Source organism: Pantoea sp. FN0305 (assembly GCF_050113845.1).
In the GTDB taxonomy this organism is placed as follows: Bacteria; Pseudomonadota; Gammaproteobacteria; order Enterobacterales; family Enterobacteriaceae; genus Mixta; species Mixta alhagi.
In genome coordinates this window covers 23835-37413 of sequence record NZ_JBNJSN010000010.1, presented here as the reverse complement: position 1 = coordinate 37413, position 13579 = coordinate 23835, and the positions used below count along the sequence as shown (strand labels likewise).

Annotated in this window: 13 protein-coding genes; 2 read left to right on the top strand and 11 right to left on the bottom strand. The window is 54.4% G+C overall.

All coding sequences use genetic code 11. From position 1 onward, the window contains the following. Position 1: 1 nt before the first annotated feature. The 3 genes from glpX to ACQE3Y_RS17890 form a co-directional block, all read right to left on the bottom strand. Positions 2–1012, bottom strand: coding sequence for a class II fructose-bisphosphatase (gene glpX, locus ACQE3Y_RS17900; RefSeq protein WP_250651184.1), 1011 nt, complete (start codon positions 1010–1012; stop codon positions 2–4). A gap of 96 nt (positions 1013–1108) precedes the next feature. Further along, the gene (glpK, locus tag ACQE3Y_RS17895) at positions 1109–2623 is read right to left on the bottom strand and encodes a glycerol kinase GlpK (RefSeq protein ID WP_085072260.1); all 1515 of its coding nucleotides are present in this window, start codon (positions 2621–2623) and stop codon (positions 1109–1111) included. A gap of 30 nt (positions 2624–2653) precedes the next feature. Beyond that, on the bottom strand, positions 2654–3511 hold the full coding sequence (locus ACQE3Y_RS17890; protein ID WP_426974947.1) for an MIP/aquaporin family protein: 858 nt from the start codon (positions 3509–3511) through the stop codon (positions 2654–2656). 441 nt (positions 3512–3952) lie between these two features. On the opposite strand from ACQE3Y_RS17890, the gene zapB reads away from it, so the two are divergent. Next, on the top strand, positions 3953–4192 hold the full coding sequence (gene zapB / locus ACQE3Y_RS17885) for a cell division protein ZapB (protein WP_085069362.1): 240 nt from the start codon (positions 3953–3955) through the stop codon (positions 4190–4192). 109 nt (positions 4193–4301) lie between these two features. On the opposite strand, the gene rraA is transcribed toward zapB, so the two are convergent. The 7 genes from rraA to priA all read right to left on the bottom strand — a co-directional run bounded on the left by rraA (position 4302) and on the right by priA (position 12464). Then, positions 4302–4787, bottom strand: a complete 486-nt coding sequence (gene rraA, locus ACQE3Y_RS17880; protein WP_085072261.1) for a ribonuclease E activity regulator RraA — start codon at positions 4785–4787, stop codon at positions 4302–4304. Positions 4788–4883: 96 nt separating this feature from the next. Beyond that, positions 4884–5804, bottom strand: a complete 921-nt coding sequence (locus ACQE3Y_RS17875) for a 1,4-dihydroxy-2-naphthoate polyprenyltransferase (protein WP_426982186.1) — start codon at positions 5802–5804, stop codon at positions 4884–4886. A gap of 158 nt (positions 5805–5962) precedes the next feature. Beyond that, the gene (gene hslU / locus ACQE3Y_RS17870) at positions 5963–7294 is read right to left on the bottom strand and encodes an HslU--HslV peptidase ATPase subunit (protein ID WP_250651181.1); all 1332 of its coding nucleotides are present in this window, start codon (positions 7292–7294) and stop codon (positions 5963–5965) included. 11 nt (positions 7295–7305) lie between these two features. Continuing rightward, the gene (gene hslV, locus ACQE3Y_RS17865; RefSeq protein WP_085069368.1) at positions 7306–7836 is read right to left on the bottom strand and encodes an ATP-dependent protease subunit HslV; all 531 of its coding nucleotides are present in this window, start codon (positions 7834–7836) and stop codon (positions 7306–7308) included. A gap of 90 nt (positions 7837–7926) precedes the next feature. Next, entirely contained in the window at positions 7927–8877 is a 951-nt protein-coding gene (ftsN, locus tag ACQE3Y_RS17860) for a cell division protein FtsN (RefSeq protein ID WP_426982185.1), read from the bottom strand. 176 nt (positions 8878–9053) lie between these two features. Next, complete coding sequence (gene cytR, locus ACQE3Y_RS17855; RefSeq protein WP_426974950.1) at positions 9054–10079, bottom strand: DNA-binding transcriptional regulator CytR; 1026 nt, start codon at positions 10077–10079, stop codon at positions 9054–9056. A 189-nt stretch (positions 10080–10268) separates the two neighbouring features. After that, entirely contained in the window at positions 10269–12464 is a 2196-nt protein-coding gene (gene priA / locus ACQE3Y_RS17850) for a primosomal protein N' (RefSeq protein WP_426982184.1), read from the bottom strand. Between the two features lie 216 nt (positions 12465–12680). On the opposite strand from priA, the gene rpmE reads away from it, so the two are divergent. Continuing rightward, on the top strand, positions 12681–12893 hold the full coding sequence (gene rpmE, locus ACQE3Y_RS17845) for a 50S ribosomal protein L31 (RefSeq protein ID WP_085069375.1): 213 nt from the start codon (positions 12681–12683) through the stop codon (positions 12891–12893). A 92-nt stretch (positions 12894–12985) separates the two neighbouring features. On the opposite strand, the gene metJ is transcribed toward rpmE, so the two are convergent. After that, positions 12986–13303, bottom strand: a complete 318-nt coding sequence (gene metJ / locus ACQE3Y_RS17840) for a met regulon transcriptional regulator MetJ (protein WP_038629044.1) — start codon at positions 13301–13303, stop codon at positions 12986–12988. Positions 13304–13579 lie beyond the last annotated feature (276 nt).

Here is a 13579-nt window from a genome sequence, read left to right as displayed (position 1 = left end):
CTTACAGGATCCACGGATGCAGCGCCGTATCCTTGCGATCGAGATAGTGAATCGACTGAATACGGCGGATAGTCCTTGATTTACCCCGGATCAGCAGCGTTTCACTGGTTGCGATATTTCCCTGGCGCGTAATGCCTTTCAGCAGGTCGCCACTGGTAATGCCGGTGGCGGAGAAAATCACATTGTCGTTACGCGCCATCATATCTAACGTCAGCACCTGATGGGCGTTGATCCCCATTTCATGGCAACGCGCCAGTTCCTGCTCGCCCAGGCGCCGGTTTTCTTCGCTTTCCCCTTTCACCTCATGACGAGGCAGCAGACGCCCCTGCATGTCGCCATCCAGCGCGCGGATCACCGCTGCTGATACCACGCCTTCCGGCGCACCGCCGATGCCGTACAGCACATCGACTTCACTATCGGGCATACAGGTCAGGATAGAGGCGGCGACATCGCCGTCGGGGATCGCGAAAATGCGCACGCCCAGCTGCTGCATCTGCCTGATCACGTCATCATGGCGCGGCTTCGCCAGAATGGTTACCGTCAGTTCATCAAGCGTTTTGCCTGATGCCGCTGCGATATTTTTCAGGTTAGTTTCCAGCGGCAGGTTGAGATCGATATGGCCTTTAGCGGCGGGGCCGACAATCAGCTTTTCCATATACATATCGGGCGCATTCAGGAACGTGCCCCGGTCGCCAACTGCCAGCACGGCCAGCGCATTCGCCTGACCCATGGCGGTCATGCGGGTGCCTTCAATCGGATCGACGGCGATATCAACGGCATCGCCGTTGCCGGTGCCGACTTTCTCACCGATATAGAGCATCGGCGCTTCATCGATTTCACCTTCGCCGATAACAATCTGACCGTCGATATCAACTTTGTTGAGCATAATGCGCATGGCATTCACTGCTGCGCCATCAGCCTGATTTTTGTCGCCGCGACCCAACCATTTATAGCCTGCCAGAGCGGCAGCTTCGGTAACGCGGGAGAATTCAATGGCGAGTTCTCGTTTCATGACCAGCCTCTGAAAAAACAAATGAGGCGAAAGTGTATCACAGCGGGGAAAGGGGAGAGAAAAGCCCGCGCCGCCTGGCGACGCGGGCCTGAAGCATTACTCGTCGTGCTCTTCCCATGCCTGGGCACGGGCCACAGCTTTACGCCAGCCGGCGTAGCGATAGTTTCGCTCGGTGGTTTCAATGCTCGGGCGGAATTCGCGCTCAATAACCGCTTTCGCACGTACTTCATCCAGATCTTTCCAGAAGCCCACTGCCAGACCGGCAAGATAGGCCGCACCCAGCGCGGTAACTTCACGTACTTCCGGCCGCTCTACGCGGGTACCGAGAATATCGGACTGGAACTGCATCAGGAAGTTATTTGCGACCGCGCCGCCGTCAACGCGCAGGGATTGCAGACGCGTATTGGCATCATTCTGCATCGCTTCCAGCACGTCGCGCGTCTGATAGGCGATAGATTCCAGCGTTGCACGAATAATATGATTGGCATTTGCGCCGCGCGTCAGACCAAACAGCGCACCACGCGCATAGGGATCCCAGTAAGGCGCGCCCAGACCGGTAAAGGCAGGAACCATATAGACGCCGTTTGAGTCTTTTACTTTCATGGCGAAATATTCTGAGTCGGCAGAATCGCTGATCAGTTTCATCTCATCGCGCAGCCACTGAATTGCGGCACCACCGATAAACACGGCACCTTCCAGCGCATAGTTAACTTCACCGCGCGGGCCGCAGGCGATAGTGGTTAACAGGCCGTGCGTAGAGGTGACCGCCTCGGTGCCGGTGTTCATCAGCATAAAGCAGCCGGTACCGTAAGTATTTTTCGCCATACCCGGCAATACACAGAGCTGGCCATACAGTGCCGCCTGCTGATCGCCAGCGATACCGGCGATAGGAATACGCGTTCCGCCTTTACCGCCGATATTGGTTTGCCCATACACTTCAGATGAAGATTTCACTTCCGGCAGCATTTCACGCGGAATGTCGAGGATGTCCAGCATCCGCTGATCCCATTCCAGCTTATGAATGTTGTACATCATGGTACGCGATGCGTTGGTGTGGTCGGTAATATGTACCCGGCCCTGGGTCATTTTCCAGATAAGCCAGGTATCCACGGTTCCGAACAGCAGCTCGCCACGTTTGGCGCGCTCGCGTGCGCCTTCCACATGATCGAGGATCCATTTCACTTTGGTGCCAGAGAAATAGGGGTTAATCACCAGACCCGTGGTGTGCTGAATGTACTCTTCCAGCCCCTCTTTTTTCAGCTTTTCGCAGTAGTCAGCCGTGCGTGGATCCTGCCAGACAATTGCGTTATAGATCGGTTTGCCAGATTCTTTATCCCAGACAATCGCCGTTTCGCGCTGGTTAGTAATACCGATAGCAGCAATCTGGTCAGAGCGAATATCCGCATGCGCCAGCACTTCAACCAGCGTAGAGCTTTGGGAAGCCCAGATATCCATCGGATCGTGTTCAACCCAGCCCGCTTTCGGATAGATTTGTGTAAATTCGCGTTGGGAAACGGCCACGATGTTGGCGTCATGGTCAAGAACCACAGCACGAGAGCTGGTAGTGCCCTGATCGAGCGCGACAATATATTTTTTATCTGTAGACATAATCAATTCCTGATGTGCAAAGATTAAACACTGTTACGCTTTATGCTGCTCAGCGCGCGCGACCGGCTTTCCCGCTTTGGTATCCTGCGTGATATTAAGGTTGCAGGGCAGATGACGGCAGATCAGTGAGCGATAACCCCAGGCTCCCAGACAGGCACCAACCAGCGGGCCAAAAATCGGCACGAGGAAATAGGGAATATCACGGCCACCGGTAAAGGCGACGTTACCCCAGCCTGCCAGCCAGGCGAAAATTTTTGGACCAAAATCACGTGCCGGGTTCAGTGCGAATCCGGTCAGCGGCCCCATTGCACCACCGATAATCGCAACCAGCAAACCAATAAGCAGCGGTGCTAATGGCCCACGAGGTACGCCATTGCCATCATCGGTAAGCGCCATAATCACAGCCATCAATACTGCCGTAATCACCATCTCCACCAGAAACGCCTGCCCTACACTAATATGCGGGTTAGGGTAGGTTGAAAATATGCCGGCCAGATCGAGGCTTTCTGCGCTGCCGCGTAGCATCTGATGGCTGCTTTCATAGTCAATAAATAAGCTGTAATAAAGTCCATAAACCAGTGCGGCGGCGCAGAATGCTCCGGCGACCTGAGCCACAATATAAGGGGCAACTTTACGTCCTTCAAAATTGGCGAACAGGCAAAGTGCGACGGTAACGGCTGGGTTCAGGTGTGCGCCTGAAACCCCTGCCGTCATATAGACGGCCATGGCCACGGCCAGGCCCCAGACAATGCAAATTTCCCATTGACCGAAAGCGGCGCCAGTCAGCTTCATTGCGGCGACACAGCCAGCGCCGAAGAAGATGATCATGCCGGTTCCAATAAATTCGGCAATGCACTGACCTTTGAGTGTGCTAGTTGCTGTCTGACTCATAATGAAATTCCTGAAGGCGAGGTTAAATTTTATCAATCGTTGTTTTCATTCCATTGAGCTACCCAAACAAATGTAGGGCTGTTGTGAATTTATCGTTAACGCGCATAAACGAGAAATAGCGAACGCTAAAACTGTGTAGTCCATCAAAAAAATGCTCGCTTTCGCGTCTTTTGCTGTTCTTTAAACATCATTTTTGTCACCTCTCGCTGCACGTTGCGTTCGTTTTGTTAACAAACGGGCCATTATCAACGATTAGGCTGCCGTACCGCTTTCGGTATATGCTGAAAAGTGTTACATACTGCGCTTCACAACGGTTCGCCGCTGGACTTGGGCTGTGCGGCTACTTACAATCGGAGTGTTAGATTTTTTTACGAAGTTTTGTGATGTCTCGTCGTCTGCGGCTGGCATCATCAACGCCTTGCGATTAGGAGAAGTCATAGAATGTCATTTGAAGTATTCGAGAAACTGGAAGCGAAAGTACAGCAGGCGATTGATACCATCACGCTGCTGCAGATGGAAATCGAAGAGCTGAAAGAGCAGAACAACAGTCTGAAACATGAAGTTCAACAGGCCTCGGGAAACAGCGAAGCGCTGGTGCGTGAAAACCAGCACCTGAAAGAAGAACAGGTTCAGTGGCAGGAGCGCCTGCGGGCTTTGTTAGGTAAGATGGAAGAAGTTTAATCCGCACGGATGCTGCTTTCATCGAACATAAAAAACGGGTGCCCAGGCACCCGTTTTTGCTGTCCGCGATCTGCCCTGGCGACAAGCTCAGGCGCAGTAACCGCATCCGCTATTCAATATCCAGCGGATCTTCCGACAGGATAATACCGGTATTGTCCGCGTACAGATGATCGCCGGAAAAGAAGGTAACACCGCCAAAGTTAACGCGAATATCGCTTTCGCCAATGCCTTCGCCCGCCGCGCCAACCGGAATAGCGGCAATAGCCTGGATACCAATATCCAGCTCTTCCAGATCGTCAACCTGGCGGACCGAGCCGTAGACCACAATGCCTTCCCATTCGTTTTGCACCGCCAGCTGAGCCAGCGCCGCATCAACCAGCGCGCGCCGCACTGAGCCGCCGCCATCTACCAGCAGCACACGACCCCGGCCATTTTCTTCCAGCAGGTCGTATAACAGGCCGTTGTCCTCGAAACATTTCACCGTCGTGATTTGGCCGCCAAACGAGGTGCGACCTCCAAAATTGGAGAAAAGGGGCTCTACCACGTTTACGTCTTCGTGATAGATGTCGCAGAGTTCGGAAGTATCGTATTTCATAGGATTTTCGTCTGTTTGCCACAGGAGCGGTAAGTATATCGCTTTATTTAAGTTGTTGGCAAAATCATCAATGGTGCAAAGGTTGCGATATATCAATCAAAGCAGCATCCCTATAGAAAACAGCACGTTCGCCAGCAGCGCTGCTTTCACCGTTTTTTCCAGCATGGGACGCATAGCAAGGGGCGATCTTTCACGCAGAATATAGAGACCTTGTTGCCAGAACAGCGGCGCAGAGAGCAGAAAGAGCCAGCTTCCCCAGCCTGGGCGCGCGAAACAGGCAAAGGCGGCATAGCAGAGCAGCGCGCCGCCCAGCAGCAGCAGGTGATAGCGGCGAGCGTGAGCAGCGCCCAGCCGTACTGCCAGCGTCATCTTGCCGCATTGACGATCGGTTTCAATATCGCGCAGATTATTGATATTAAGCACCGCCGCCGCCAGCAGGCCGCTGGCCGTTGCAGGCAACAGCACCAGTGGTTTGATAAGGTGGCTCTGCAGGTAAAAGCTGCCGCTGACGGCCAGCCAGCCGAAAAATATCAACACCGATAAATCGCCCAGGCCCAGGTAGCCATAGGGCTTTTTTCCTACGGTGTAGGCAATGGCCGCGATAATCGCCAGCGCCCCCAGCAGCAGAAAACTCAACATATCGCTCAGGCTGTGACAGGCATAGCTAATCAGTAAAATGCCGCAGACCAGCGCCATTGCGGTAGCAATAACTATCGACGTTCGCAGCTGCGCTAAGGTAATCGCGCCTTTTTGAATGCCGCGCAAAGGCCCCAGACGCTCGCTACCGTCACTGCCTTTTACCGCATCACCATAATCGTTAGCCAGATTAGATAGCACCTGCAGCAGACCACTGGTCAGGAAGCAGAGCAGGGCGATGGTCAGGCTGAAAGCGCCCTGCCACCAGGCCAGAGCAGAACCCGTCAGAATAGAGGCGAATGCCAGCGGCAAAGTGCGCAAGCGCAGGCTTTCCATCCAGGCGCGGAAGTGAAAGAACGTTGCCGGTTGAATATGTTCCATAAGTGAGACCGCCGCCGTTTTTAATCCAAAAGAGGTAGATCGAGTCTACGGCGGTATACACGCAGCCACCTTAACCTCCGTCAAATTGACGTGGTTCAGGCGCAGAAGGAAGCAATAAAAAAGGAGGCCGTAGCCTCCTTACTGATGCTAAATACCGCTTACAGAATGAAGCGGCTGAGATCTTCGTCAGCAACCAGCTGATCCAGATGCTGCGAAACATACGCGGCATCAATGGTAATGCTGTCACCGCTGCGATCGCTGGCATCATAGGAAATATCTTCCATCAGACGCTCCAGCACCGTATGCAGACGACGCGCACCGATGTTTTCAGTGGTTTCGTTAACCTGCCATGCCGCTTCAGCGATACGGCGAATGCCATCTTCGGTAAAGCTGATATTAACGCCTTCGGTTCCCATCAGCGCTTTATACTGCACGGTAACGGAAGCGCTTGGCTCGGTCAGGATACGTTGGAAATCGTTTACGGTCAGCGGCTGCAGCTCAACGCGAATCGGCAGACGACCCTGCAGTTCCGGAATCAGATCTGACGGGCTGGCTACCTGGAATGCGCCGGAAGCGATAAACAGGATATGGTCGGTTTTAACCATGCCGTGCTTGGTAGAGACGGTGCAGCCTTCTACCAGAGGCAGCAAGTCACGCTGCACGCCTTCGCGAGAAACATCCGGGCCTGAGGTTTCGCCACGCTTACAGATTTTATCGATCTCGTCGATAAACACGATACCGTGTTGCTCAACCGCTTCAATCGCTTCTTCTTTCAGCTCTTCTGGATTGACCAGCTTGGCCGCTTCCTCTTCCACCAGCAGCTTCATTGCATCTTTGATCTTCAGCTTGCGCGGCTTCTGCTTTTGTCCGCCCAGATTCTGGAACATTGACTGCAGCTGGCTGGTCATCTCTTCCATGCCCGGAGGCGCCATGATTTCTACGCCCATCGGCGCGGCGGCCAGGTTGATCTCAATCTCTTTGTCGTCCAGCTGGCCTTCGCGCAGTTTTTTACGGAAGGACTGGCGCGCAGCAGACGGCTCGGCATTTTGCTCTGGCTGGCCCCAGTTATTTTTAGCCGGAGGGATCAGCGCATCAAGAATGCGTTCTTCAGCCATCTCTTCTGCGCGGTAGCGATTGCGTTCAATCGCCTGCATGCGCACCATTTTCATCGCCGCATCCGTCAAATCGCGGATAATAGAATCCACTTCTTTACCGACGTAGCCGACTTCGGTGAATTTGGTGGCTTCAACCTTGATAAAAGGCGCGTTAGCCAGCTTAGCCAGGCGACGGGCGATTTCCGTTTTACCTACGCCGGTCGGGCCAATCATCAGAATGTTTTTCGGCGTAACTTCATGGCGTAGATCTTCATCCAGCTGCATACGACGCCAGCGGTTGCGCAGGGCGATCGCCACAGCACGTTTGGCGCCATCCTGGCCGATGATAAATCTGTTCAGTTCGCTGACAATCTCGCGCGGAGTCATTTCAGACATAGTTTCGATCCTTACGCTTTGGACGCTAATTCTTCAATAGTCAGATTGTGGTTGGTGTAGATGCAGATATCACCTGCAATACCCAACGCTTTTTCGGTAATGTCGCGAGCGCTTAGCTCGGTATTTTCCAGCATGGCGCGTGCCGCCGCCTGGGCGTACGGGCCGCCGGAGCCAATCGCGATCAGATCGTTTTCAGGTTGGATAACATCACCATTGCCGGTAATAATCAGCGAGGCGTTTTCATCCGCCACCGCCAGCAGCGCTTCAAGTTTGCGCAGCATGCGGTCGGTTCGCCAGTCTTTAGCAAGTTCCACCGCGGCTTTAACCAAATGGCCCTGATGCATTTCCAGCTTACGCTCGAAAAGCTCGAACAGCGTAAAGGCATCGGCTGTACCGCCAGCAAAACCCGCAATCACCTTATCATTGTAGAGACGACGCACTTTTTTGACGTTGCCTTTCATTACGGTATTACCGAGCGTAGCCTGGCCATCACCGCCAATTACTACGTGGCCGTTGCGTCGTACACTTACTATCGTTGTCACGGGCAGACCCCTTGTTACAGTGGAAAAAGAGCTTCGCGCTGTGTGGCGCGAAGCATAATGCAACAAGATATGGGGCAGGATTGAAGGGTTTCAACCCCCAACCGCGAGAGGAATACAGCCTGAATGACCGGAACTGCGCAGGCGTTTCAGGGTGCTGTCGGCGCTGGCGCGGCTGTTATAGGGCCCGATAACCACTCGGTTCCAGCCGCCGCCGTTAGTGATACGGCTTTCAAAACCTTCAAAGGCCAGCTGGGCGCGGATCGATTCCGCCTGCTCACTGCCTTTAAACGAGCCGCACTGCACCATCCAGCGCTGCGACTTCTCTTTTTCCACCGCTTTGGCTTTGGCGGTTTCCTGCGGTTTAACGCGGCTGTTTTCCTGGGGTTTCGGCGCATTTACCGGCTGCTGAGCGCCATTTTGCGGCAGCATATGCGTTTGCTGCGTGGTTTGCTGTTGAGCACGCTGCTGCTGCAGACGTTGCTGCTGTTCAAGACGCTGTTGCTGCTGAATTTGCTGCTGTTGAACGCGTTGCTGTTGCTCAATGCGCTGCTGCTGCTGCTGCTGCAGCTGCTGGCGCTGTAGCGTCTGCTGACGTTGTATCGGCGTTTGTTCATTCCACGGGACTTCGTTTAGCTGAGTGGGTGCCTGGCGCATATCGGCCTGCATTTGCTCCAGCAATTGGCGCTGCTCATCGGTCAGTTGAGTTTGCGACTGCACTTCGCCGCCGGCGGAAGGCTCTTTTGGCGTGGGCACGCTAAGCTGACGGTTTTCCAGCTCTTTAATATATTTCCAGCGCTCTTCCGGCTTGGGCGGTAACCCGTTTCCACTGACTTTGTGATCCGGGATAATCGGCGTCTCTTCTTTTTTATGATGAGCGATAAACCATAGCCCGCCCGCGAATGTCACCAGCACCGCTACCGCCAGCCCGATCATAATTTTTGAAACGCCGGAGCTGCCGTTGCGTTTCTTGCTGCGGCTATTACTTTTCTTGCGACGCGTCCCCGTCGAACGCCCGCGGCCTACATAATCTTTTTGTGCCACTAATCGTTCCGCTAATTCAAAGAAGAAAATGCATGCCGGATAAAGCGCGCTAAGTTAGCGCAACGCCTTAACTATCCGGCTATTAGCCCGCCATGTTACTCAAGGGCTGGAAGTTTGACCAGCAGCGAGTCGATTAAGAATCTGCTGAAACTGCCGGATTAACGGCATTTGGACGCTTAGCTGGCGTGCATTGTGCTTCCGCGCAGCTTGAGTTCAAACTCCAGCAGGCGCGAGCCGTTGTTCACGGTACGGCCCTGTAATTGCTCCAGCAAGAGCAGCATCGCTTCCCGGCCCAGAGCGAAGCGCGGTTGCGCAATGGTAGTTAGCGGAGGATCGCTGTAACGTGAAAGCTCAATATCATCAAAGCCGACCAGAGAGATGTCCTGCGGAATGCGCAGGCCCATGCTTTTCGCCTGCGACATCGCGCCCAGGGCCATAATATCGTTATGGCAAAAGAGCGCCTGCGGAGGCTGTGGCAAAGCCATCAGCCGCTTAAACGCCGCAGCGCCGGCTTCAAAGGTAAAGTCGCCACGTACAATATAGCGTGATTCGATTGCCTGCCCATGGCGGCGTAGCGCCTGAATATAGCCCTGCAAACGGTAATGGCTGAGCGGCATCTCTTCCGGGCCGGCAATGCAGGCGATGCGGCGATGGCCCAGCTGCCATAAATGATTAACCGCTTCGAAGGCTGCGGTCAGGTTATCAATATGCACCGTGGGAAGCTCCAGATCGGGCGCAAATTCATTCGCCATCACCATCGGCGGTAAACTGCGCTGTTCTTCCACCCCGGTATCGAAAGGCACCTGGGAACCCAGCAGTACCATGCCGTCGATCTGACGCGTCAGCATCAGGCTCAGAAAAGTCTTTTCCTGCTGATTCTGATGGGCGCAGTCGCCAATCAGTACCAGATAGCCTTCAGCGGCTGCCGTAACTTCAACGCCGCGAATGATTTCGCTGAAAAAGGGATCGCAGATGTCGGGAACAATAACCAGAATAGTGCGTGATTCGCTGCGTTTGGCATTCCGCGCCAGAGCGTGAGGAGAGTAGCCCACTTCGATCACCGCCTGTTCAACCTTTTGGCGGGTTATCGCTGAGACCTTTTCAGGGTTCATCAGTGCGCGGGACACGGTGGCGGTTGAAACCCCCGCACGCTCAGCCACGTCTTTCATGGTGGCTGCCGTTGACTCCTGGTTCTGCTCCAACGCTTTTCTCCTTACACCGGCCTGAATAGTAAGACGTCATGTGTCGTCTGCTGCGCTTGTTGCGGTCAAAGCTGACGGCCATCACATTTTTAACAGATTGTATAAGGGGCCGTTACCTTAATTGCATAAAAACTGTGACTTATTCGAGGTTTTTCGATCCAGCTCGCAAACCTTGTGCGTAAGCATCGATCAGCTTTCCGTGGGGTCGATATCCAGTGTCCATTTCACCTTACGCGACAGCGGCAGGGTGGAGATTAACGGCAGGCTGGTTTTGAGCAGCTGCTGTAGCCGAAGCCGGGAAGGATGCTGTAGCAACAGTTGCCAGCGATAGCGCCCGCCACGCTTAGCCTGCAGAGCAGGTACCGGGCCCATAATCCACAACGACTCATCGCGCAGCGGACTGGCCTCCAGCAGGTTGCGCAGCTGATGTAAAAAGGCTGCCGCCTGCTGATTATCATGATCGTCAGCACGAAACAGCGCATGGCTGGTGAATGGCGGAAGCTGCACGCTGCGGCGCTCGCTTAAGGTCTGGCTGGCAAACGCATCGTAGCCCTGATGCAATAAGATCTGTAGCAGCGGATGTTCAGGATGATGGGTTTGCAGCAGTACTTCGCCCTGCTTACCGGCCCGGCCAGCGCGCCCGGCAACCTGAATATAGAGCTGGGCAAAGCGTTCAGCGGCGCGAAAATCCGCCGAAAAGAGCGCGCCATCCACATCCAGCAACGATACCAGCGTTACATCAGGGAAGTGATGCCCTTTCGCCAACATCTGTGTACCAATCAGGATACGGGCGCCGCCGCGAAACACATCGGCCAGATGCTGCTCCAACGCCCCTTTGCGGCTGGTGGTGTCACGGTCAATACGCGAGAGCGGAATGCCCGGAAATACACTCTGGAGATTATGCTCCAGCTGCTCGGTGCCGAGGCCCACCGGCACCAGATGCGTCGAGCCGCACTGCGGGCACTGACGCGGCACCGGGCGCTGGCTGTCGCAATGGTGGCAGCGTAGCTGGCGCTGCTGCTGATGGAGCGTGTAATAGTGATCGCAACGCTGACATTCAGCAATCCAGCCGCAGTCGTGGCATAACAGCGCCGGCGAGAAGCCGCGGCGGTTAAGAAACAGCAACACCTGATTATCCGCCTGTAAGTGCAGACGCATACGCTGGATCAGCGCGGGCGACAGGCCGCCCTGCAGCTGGACGCCTTTTAAATCGATCAGCTGCTGCGTCGCCTGACGCGCATTACCGGCGCGCTTGCTCAGGTTAAGCTGACGGTACTTCCCGCTCTGCACGTTATGCAGCGTTTCCAGTGCTGGCGTCGCCGAGCCCATCACGATCGGGATGTTCTCTTCACGCGCCCGGAATACCGCCAGGTCGCGGGCATGATAACGCCAGCCTTCCTGCTGTTTATAAGAGCTGTCATGTTCTTCATCAATAATGATGACGCCCGGACGGGCAAAGGGCGTAAACAGCGCGGAGCGGGTGCCGATCACAATGGCATTGTCACCCTGACGCGCGCGCAGCCAGACGGCCATGCGTTCGCTGTCGTTCAGACCGGAGTGCAGGACATCAATCGGGGCGTTAAAGCGTGCCCGAAAGCGGGCGATGGTTTGCGGCGTCAGGCCGATTTCCGGTACCAGCACCAGCGCCTGACGTCCGCGACTCAGCACGTTTTCCAGGACGCTAAGGTAGACTTCCGTTTTGCCTGAGCCAGTAATCCCTGCCAGCAGCCAGGGGGCAAATTTTTCATCTTCGCTGCGGATCGCGCCAACCGCCAACGCCTGCTCCGTATTTAGCCGCAGCCGCTCGCCGTTAACCGCAAAACTATCACGCCAGTCCTGGCGGGCGGGCAGATGCTCACGCAGATCGCAAAGACCCTTAGCGCGGAGCGCCTGGAGCGCCGCGTCTGCCAGTTCATGTTGAATGATCTCATGGCGATAAAGCGGTTGCTGACGCAATGCGGCCAGCGCCTGCTGCTGCTTTGGCGCGCGCTTCAGGCTTTCCGGCGCGGTTTCCCGTCCCAGCTCGGTAATAAACCACTGCCAGAGCGGCGTTTCCTGCGCCGGTTTACCCTGGCGCAGCAGCACCGGCAGCGCATGGAAAAGCACCTCGCCCAGCGGATAGTGATAGTACTCGGCGGCCCAGTGCAAAATGCGCCATAGCGAAGCAGGAAACAGCGTTTCGCTGTCGAGCGTTTCCAGCACGCTTTTCAACTGTCCGGTGGGCAGATCGCTTTGTTCACTGAAGCCAACCACGATACCGATTGCCGTGCGGTTACCAAAGGGCACGCGAACGCGCCCGCCAGGCACCGGGTGAAGATGCGCGGGAAGCAGGTAATCAAACTGGCGTGCGAGCGGAACGGGCAGCGCGACCTGAGCAACGGGCATGACGTTATCCGTAAAAAGAGTTGAACGGCGTAGTGTACACTGTGTAGCCATAAATGTGCGGATTCGATTGCATTGGGCGGTTATTTTCTGTATAGTTCGCCGCCTTTGATGCGGAATAAGGCATCAAAAATCACCAGAATGTTCAATCCGCGTGTGGTGCCGGCGCAGGTTTTTCCTGGCGCGGGAGAGCGACACGGCCTTTACTGAGGTTACCCCATGAAAGAAGGTATTCATCCTAAGTATGTTGAAATTACTGCAACTTGTTCTTGCGGTAATGTGATCAAAACTCGCTCTACAGTGGGTCACGATCTGAACCTGGACGTGTGCGGTAAATGCCACCCGTTCTACACCGGCAAACAGCGTGTTGTTGATACCGGTGGTCGTGTTGAGCGCTTCAACAAACGCTTCAGCATTCCGGGCAGCAAATAAGTTTCCCGGCAGACGCTACGTTATTTTCGATGGAGCGGATGCAAGAAAAAACCCAGCTTCGGCTGGGTTTTTTTATGCGCAAAAACAGCGTATCAGTATTCCCATGTGTCGGGATCTTTACCCAGTTCACGCATAATCTTTTTCGCCTCTTCCGGGATCTCATCGCTGCGCTCTTTGCGCAGATCGACATCGTCCGGTAGCGGCTGACCGGTAAACGCATGCAGAAATGCTTCGCATAACAGCTCGCTGTTAGTGGCATGACGCAGATTGTTTACCTGACGGCGCGTACGTTCATCTGTCAGGATTTTTAACACTTTCAGCGGAATAGACACGGTAATTTTTTTGACCTGCTCGCTCTTCTTACCATGCTCAGCATAAGGGCTGATATATTCGCCATTCCATTCAGCCATGAGTTACCTTAATTATTAAAAGTTAAATTGTCGAAATTCAGCCAATTATGCCCGATATTTTCACGCCTCACTAATCAAAGTCAGCATTTAATACGTAACTTTGCTGCTTTTACCTGGGTTGCGCTGCAGTAGGAGGCAATTCACTGCAATTTTAGCGGTTATTGCGCATTTGCTCAATCTATACGCAAAGACATTTAGATGTCCAGATGTATTGACGTCCAGTGGCGTGATGTTATCCTGTTAGCCTTCTTTCAGGGTCTTTCAGGAACAGTAAGC

Excerpts from the sequence above, each read along its gene's own strand:
- metJ (WP_038629044.1), bottom strand. The coding sequence starts at position 13,303 with ATGGCTGAATGGAATGGCGAATATATCAGCCCTTATGCTGAGCATGGT.
- hslU (WP_250651181.1), bottom strand. The coding sequence starts at position 7,294 with ATGTCTGAAATGACTCCGCGCGAGATTGTCAGCGAACTGAACAGATTT.
- ACQE3Y_RS17890 (WP_426974947.1), bottom strand. The coding sequence starts at position 3,511 with ATGAGTCAGACAGCAACTAGCACACTCAAAGGTCAGTGCATTGCCGAA.
- zapB (WP_085069362.1), top strand. The coding sequence starts at position 3,953 with ATGTCATTTGAAGTATTCGAGAAACTGGAAGCGAAAGTACAGCAGGCG.
- ACQE3Y_RS17875 (WP_426982186.1), bottom strand. The coding sequence starts at position 5,804 with ATGGAACATATTCAACCGGCAACGTTCTTTCACTTCCGCGCCTGGATG.
- rpmE (WP_085069375.1), top strand. The coding sequence starts at position 12,681 with ATGAAAGAAGGTATTCATCCTAAGTATGTTGAAATTACTGCAACTTGT.
- glpX (WP_250651184.1), bottom strand. The coding sequence starts at position 1,012 with ATGAAACGAGAACTCGCCATTGAATTCTCCCGCGTTACCGAAGCTGCC.
- priA (WP_426982184.1), bottom strand. The coding sequence starts at position 12,464 with ATGCCCGTTGCTCAGGTCGCGCTGCCCGTTCCGCTCGCACGCCAGTTT.
- rraA (WP_085072261.1), bottom strand. The coding sequence starts at position 4,787 with ATGAAATACGATACTTCCGAACTCTGCGACATCTATCACGAAGACGTA.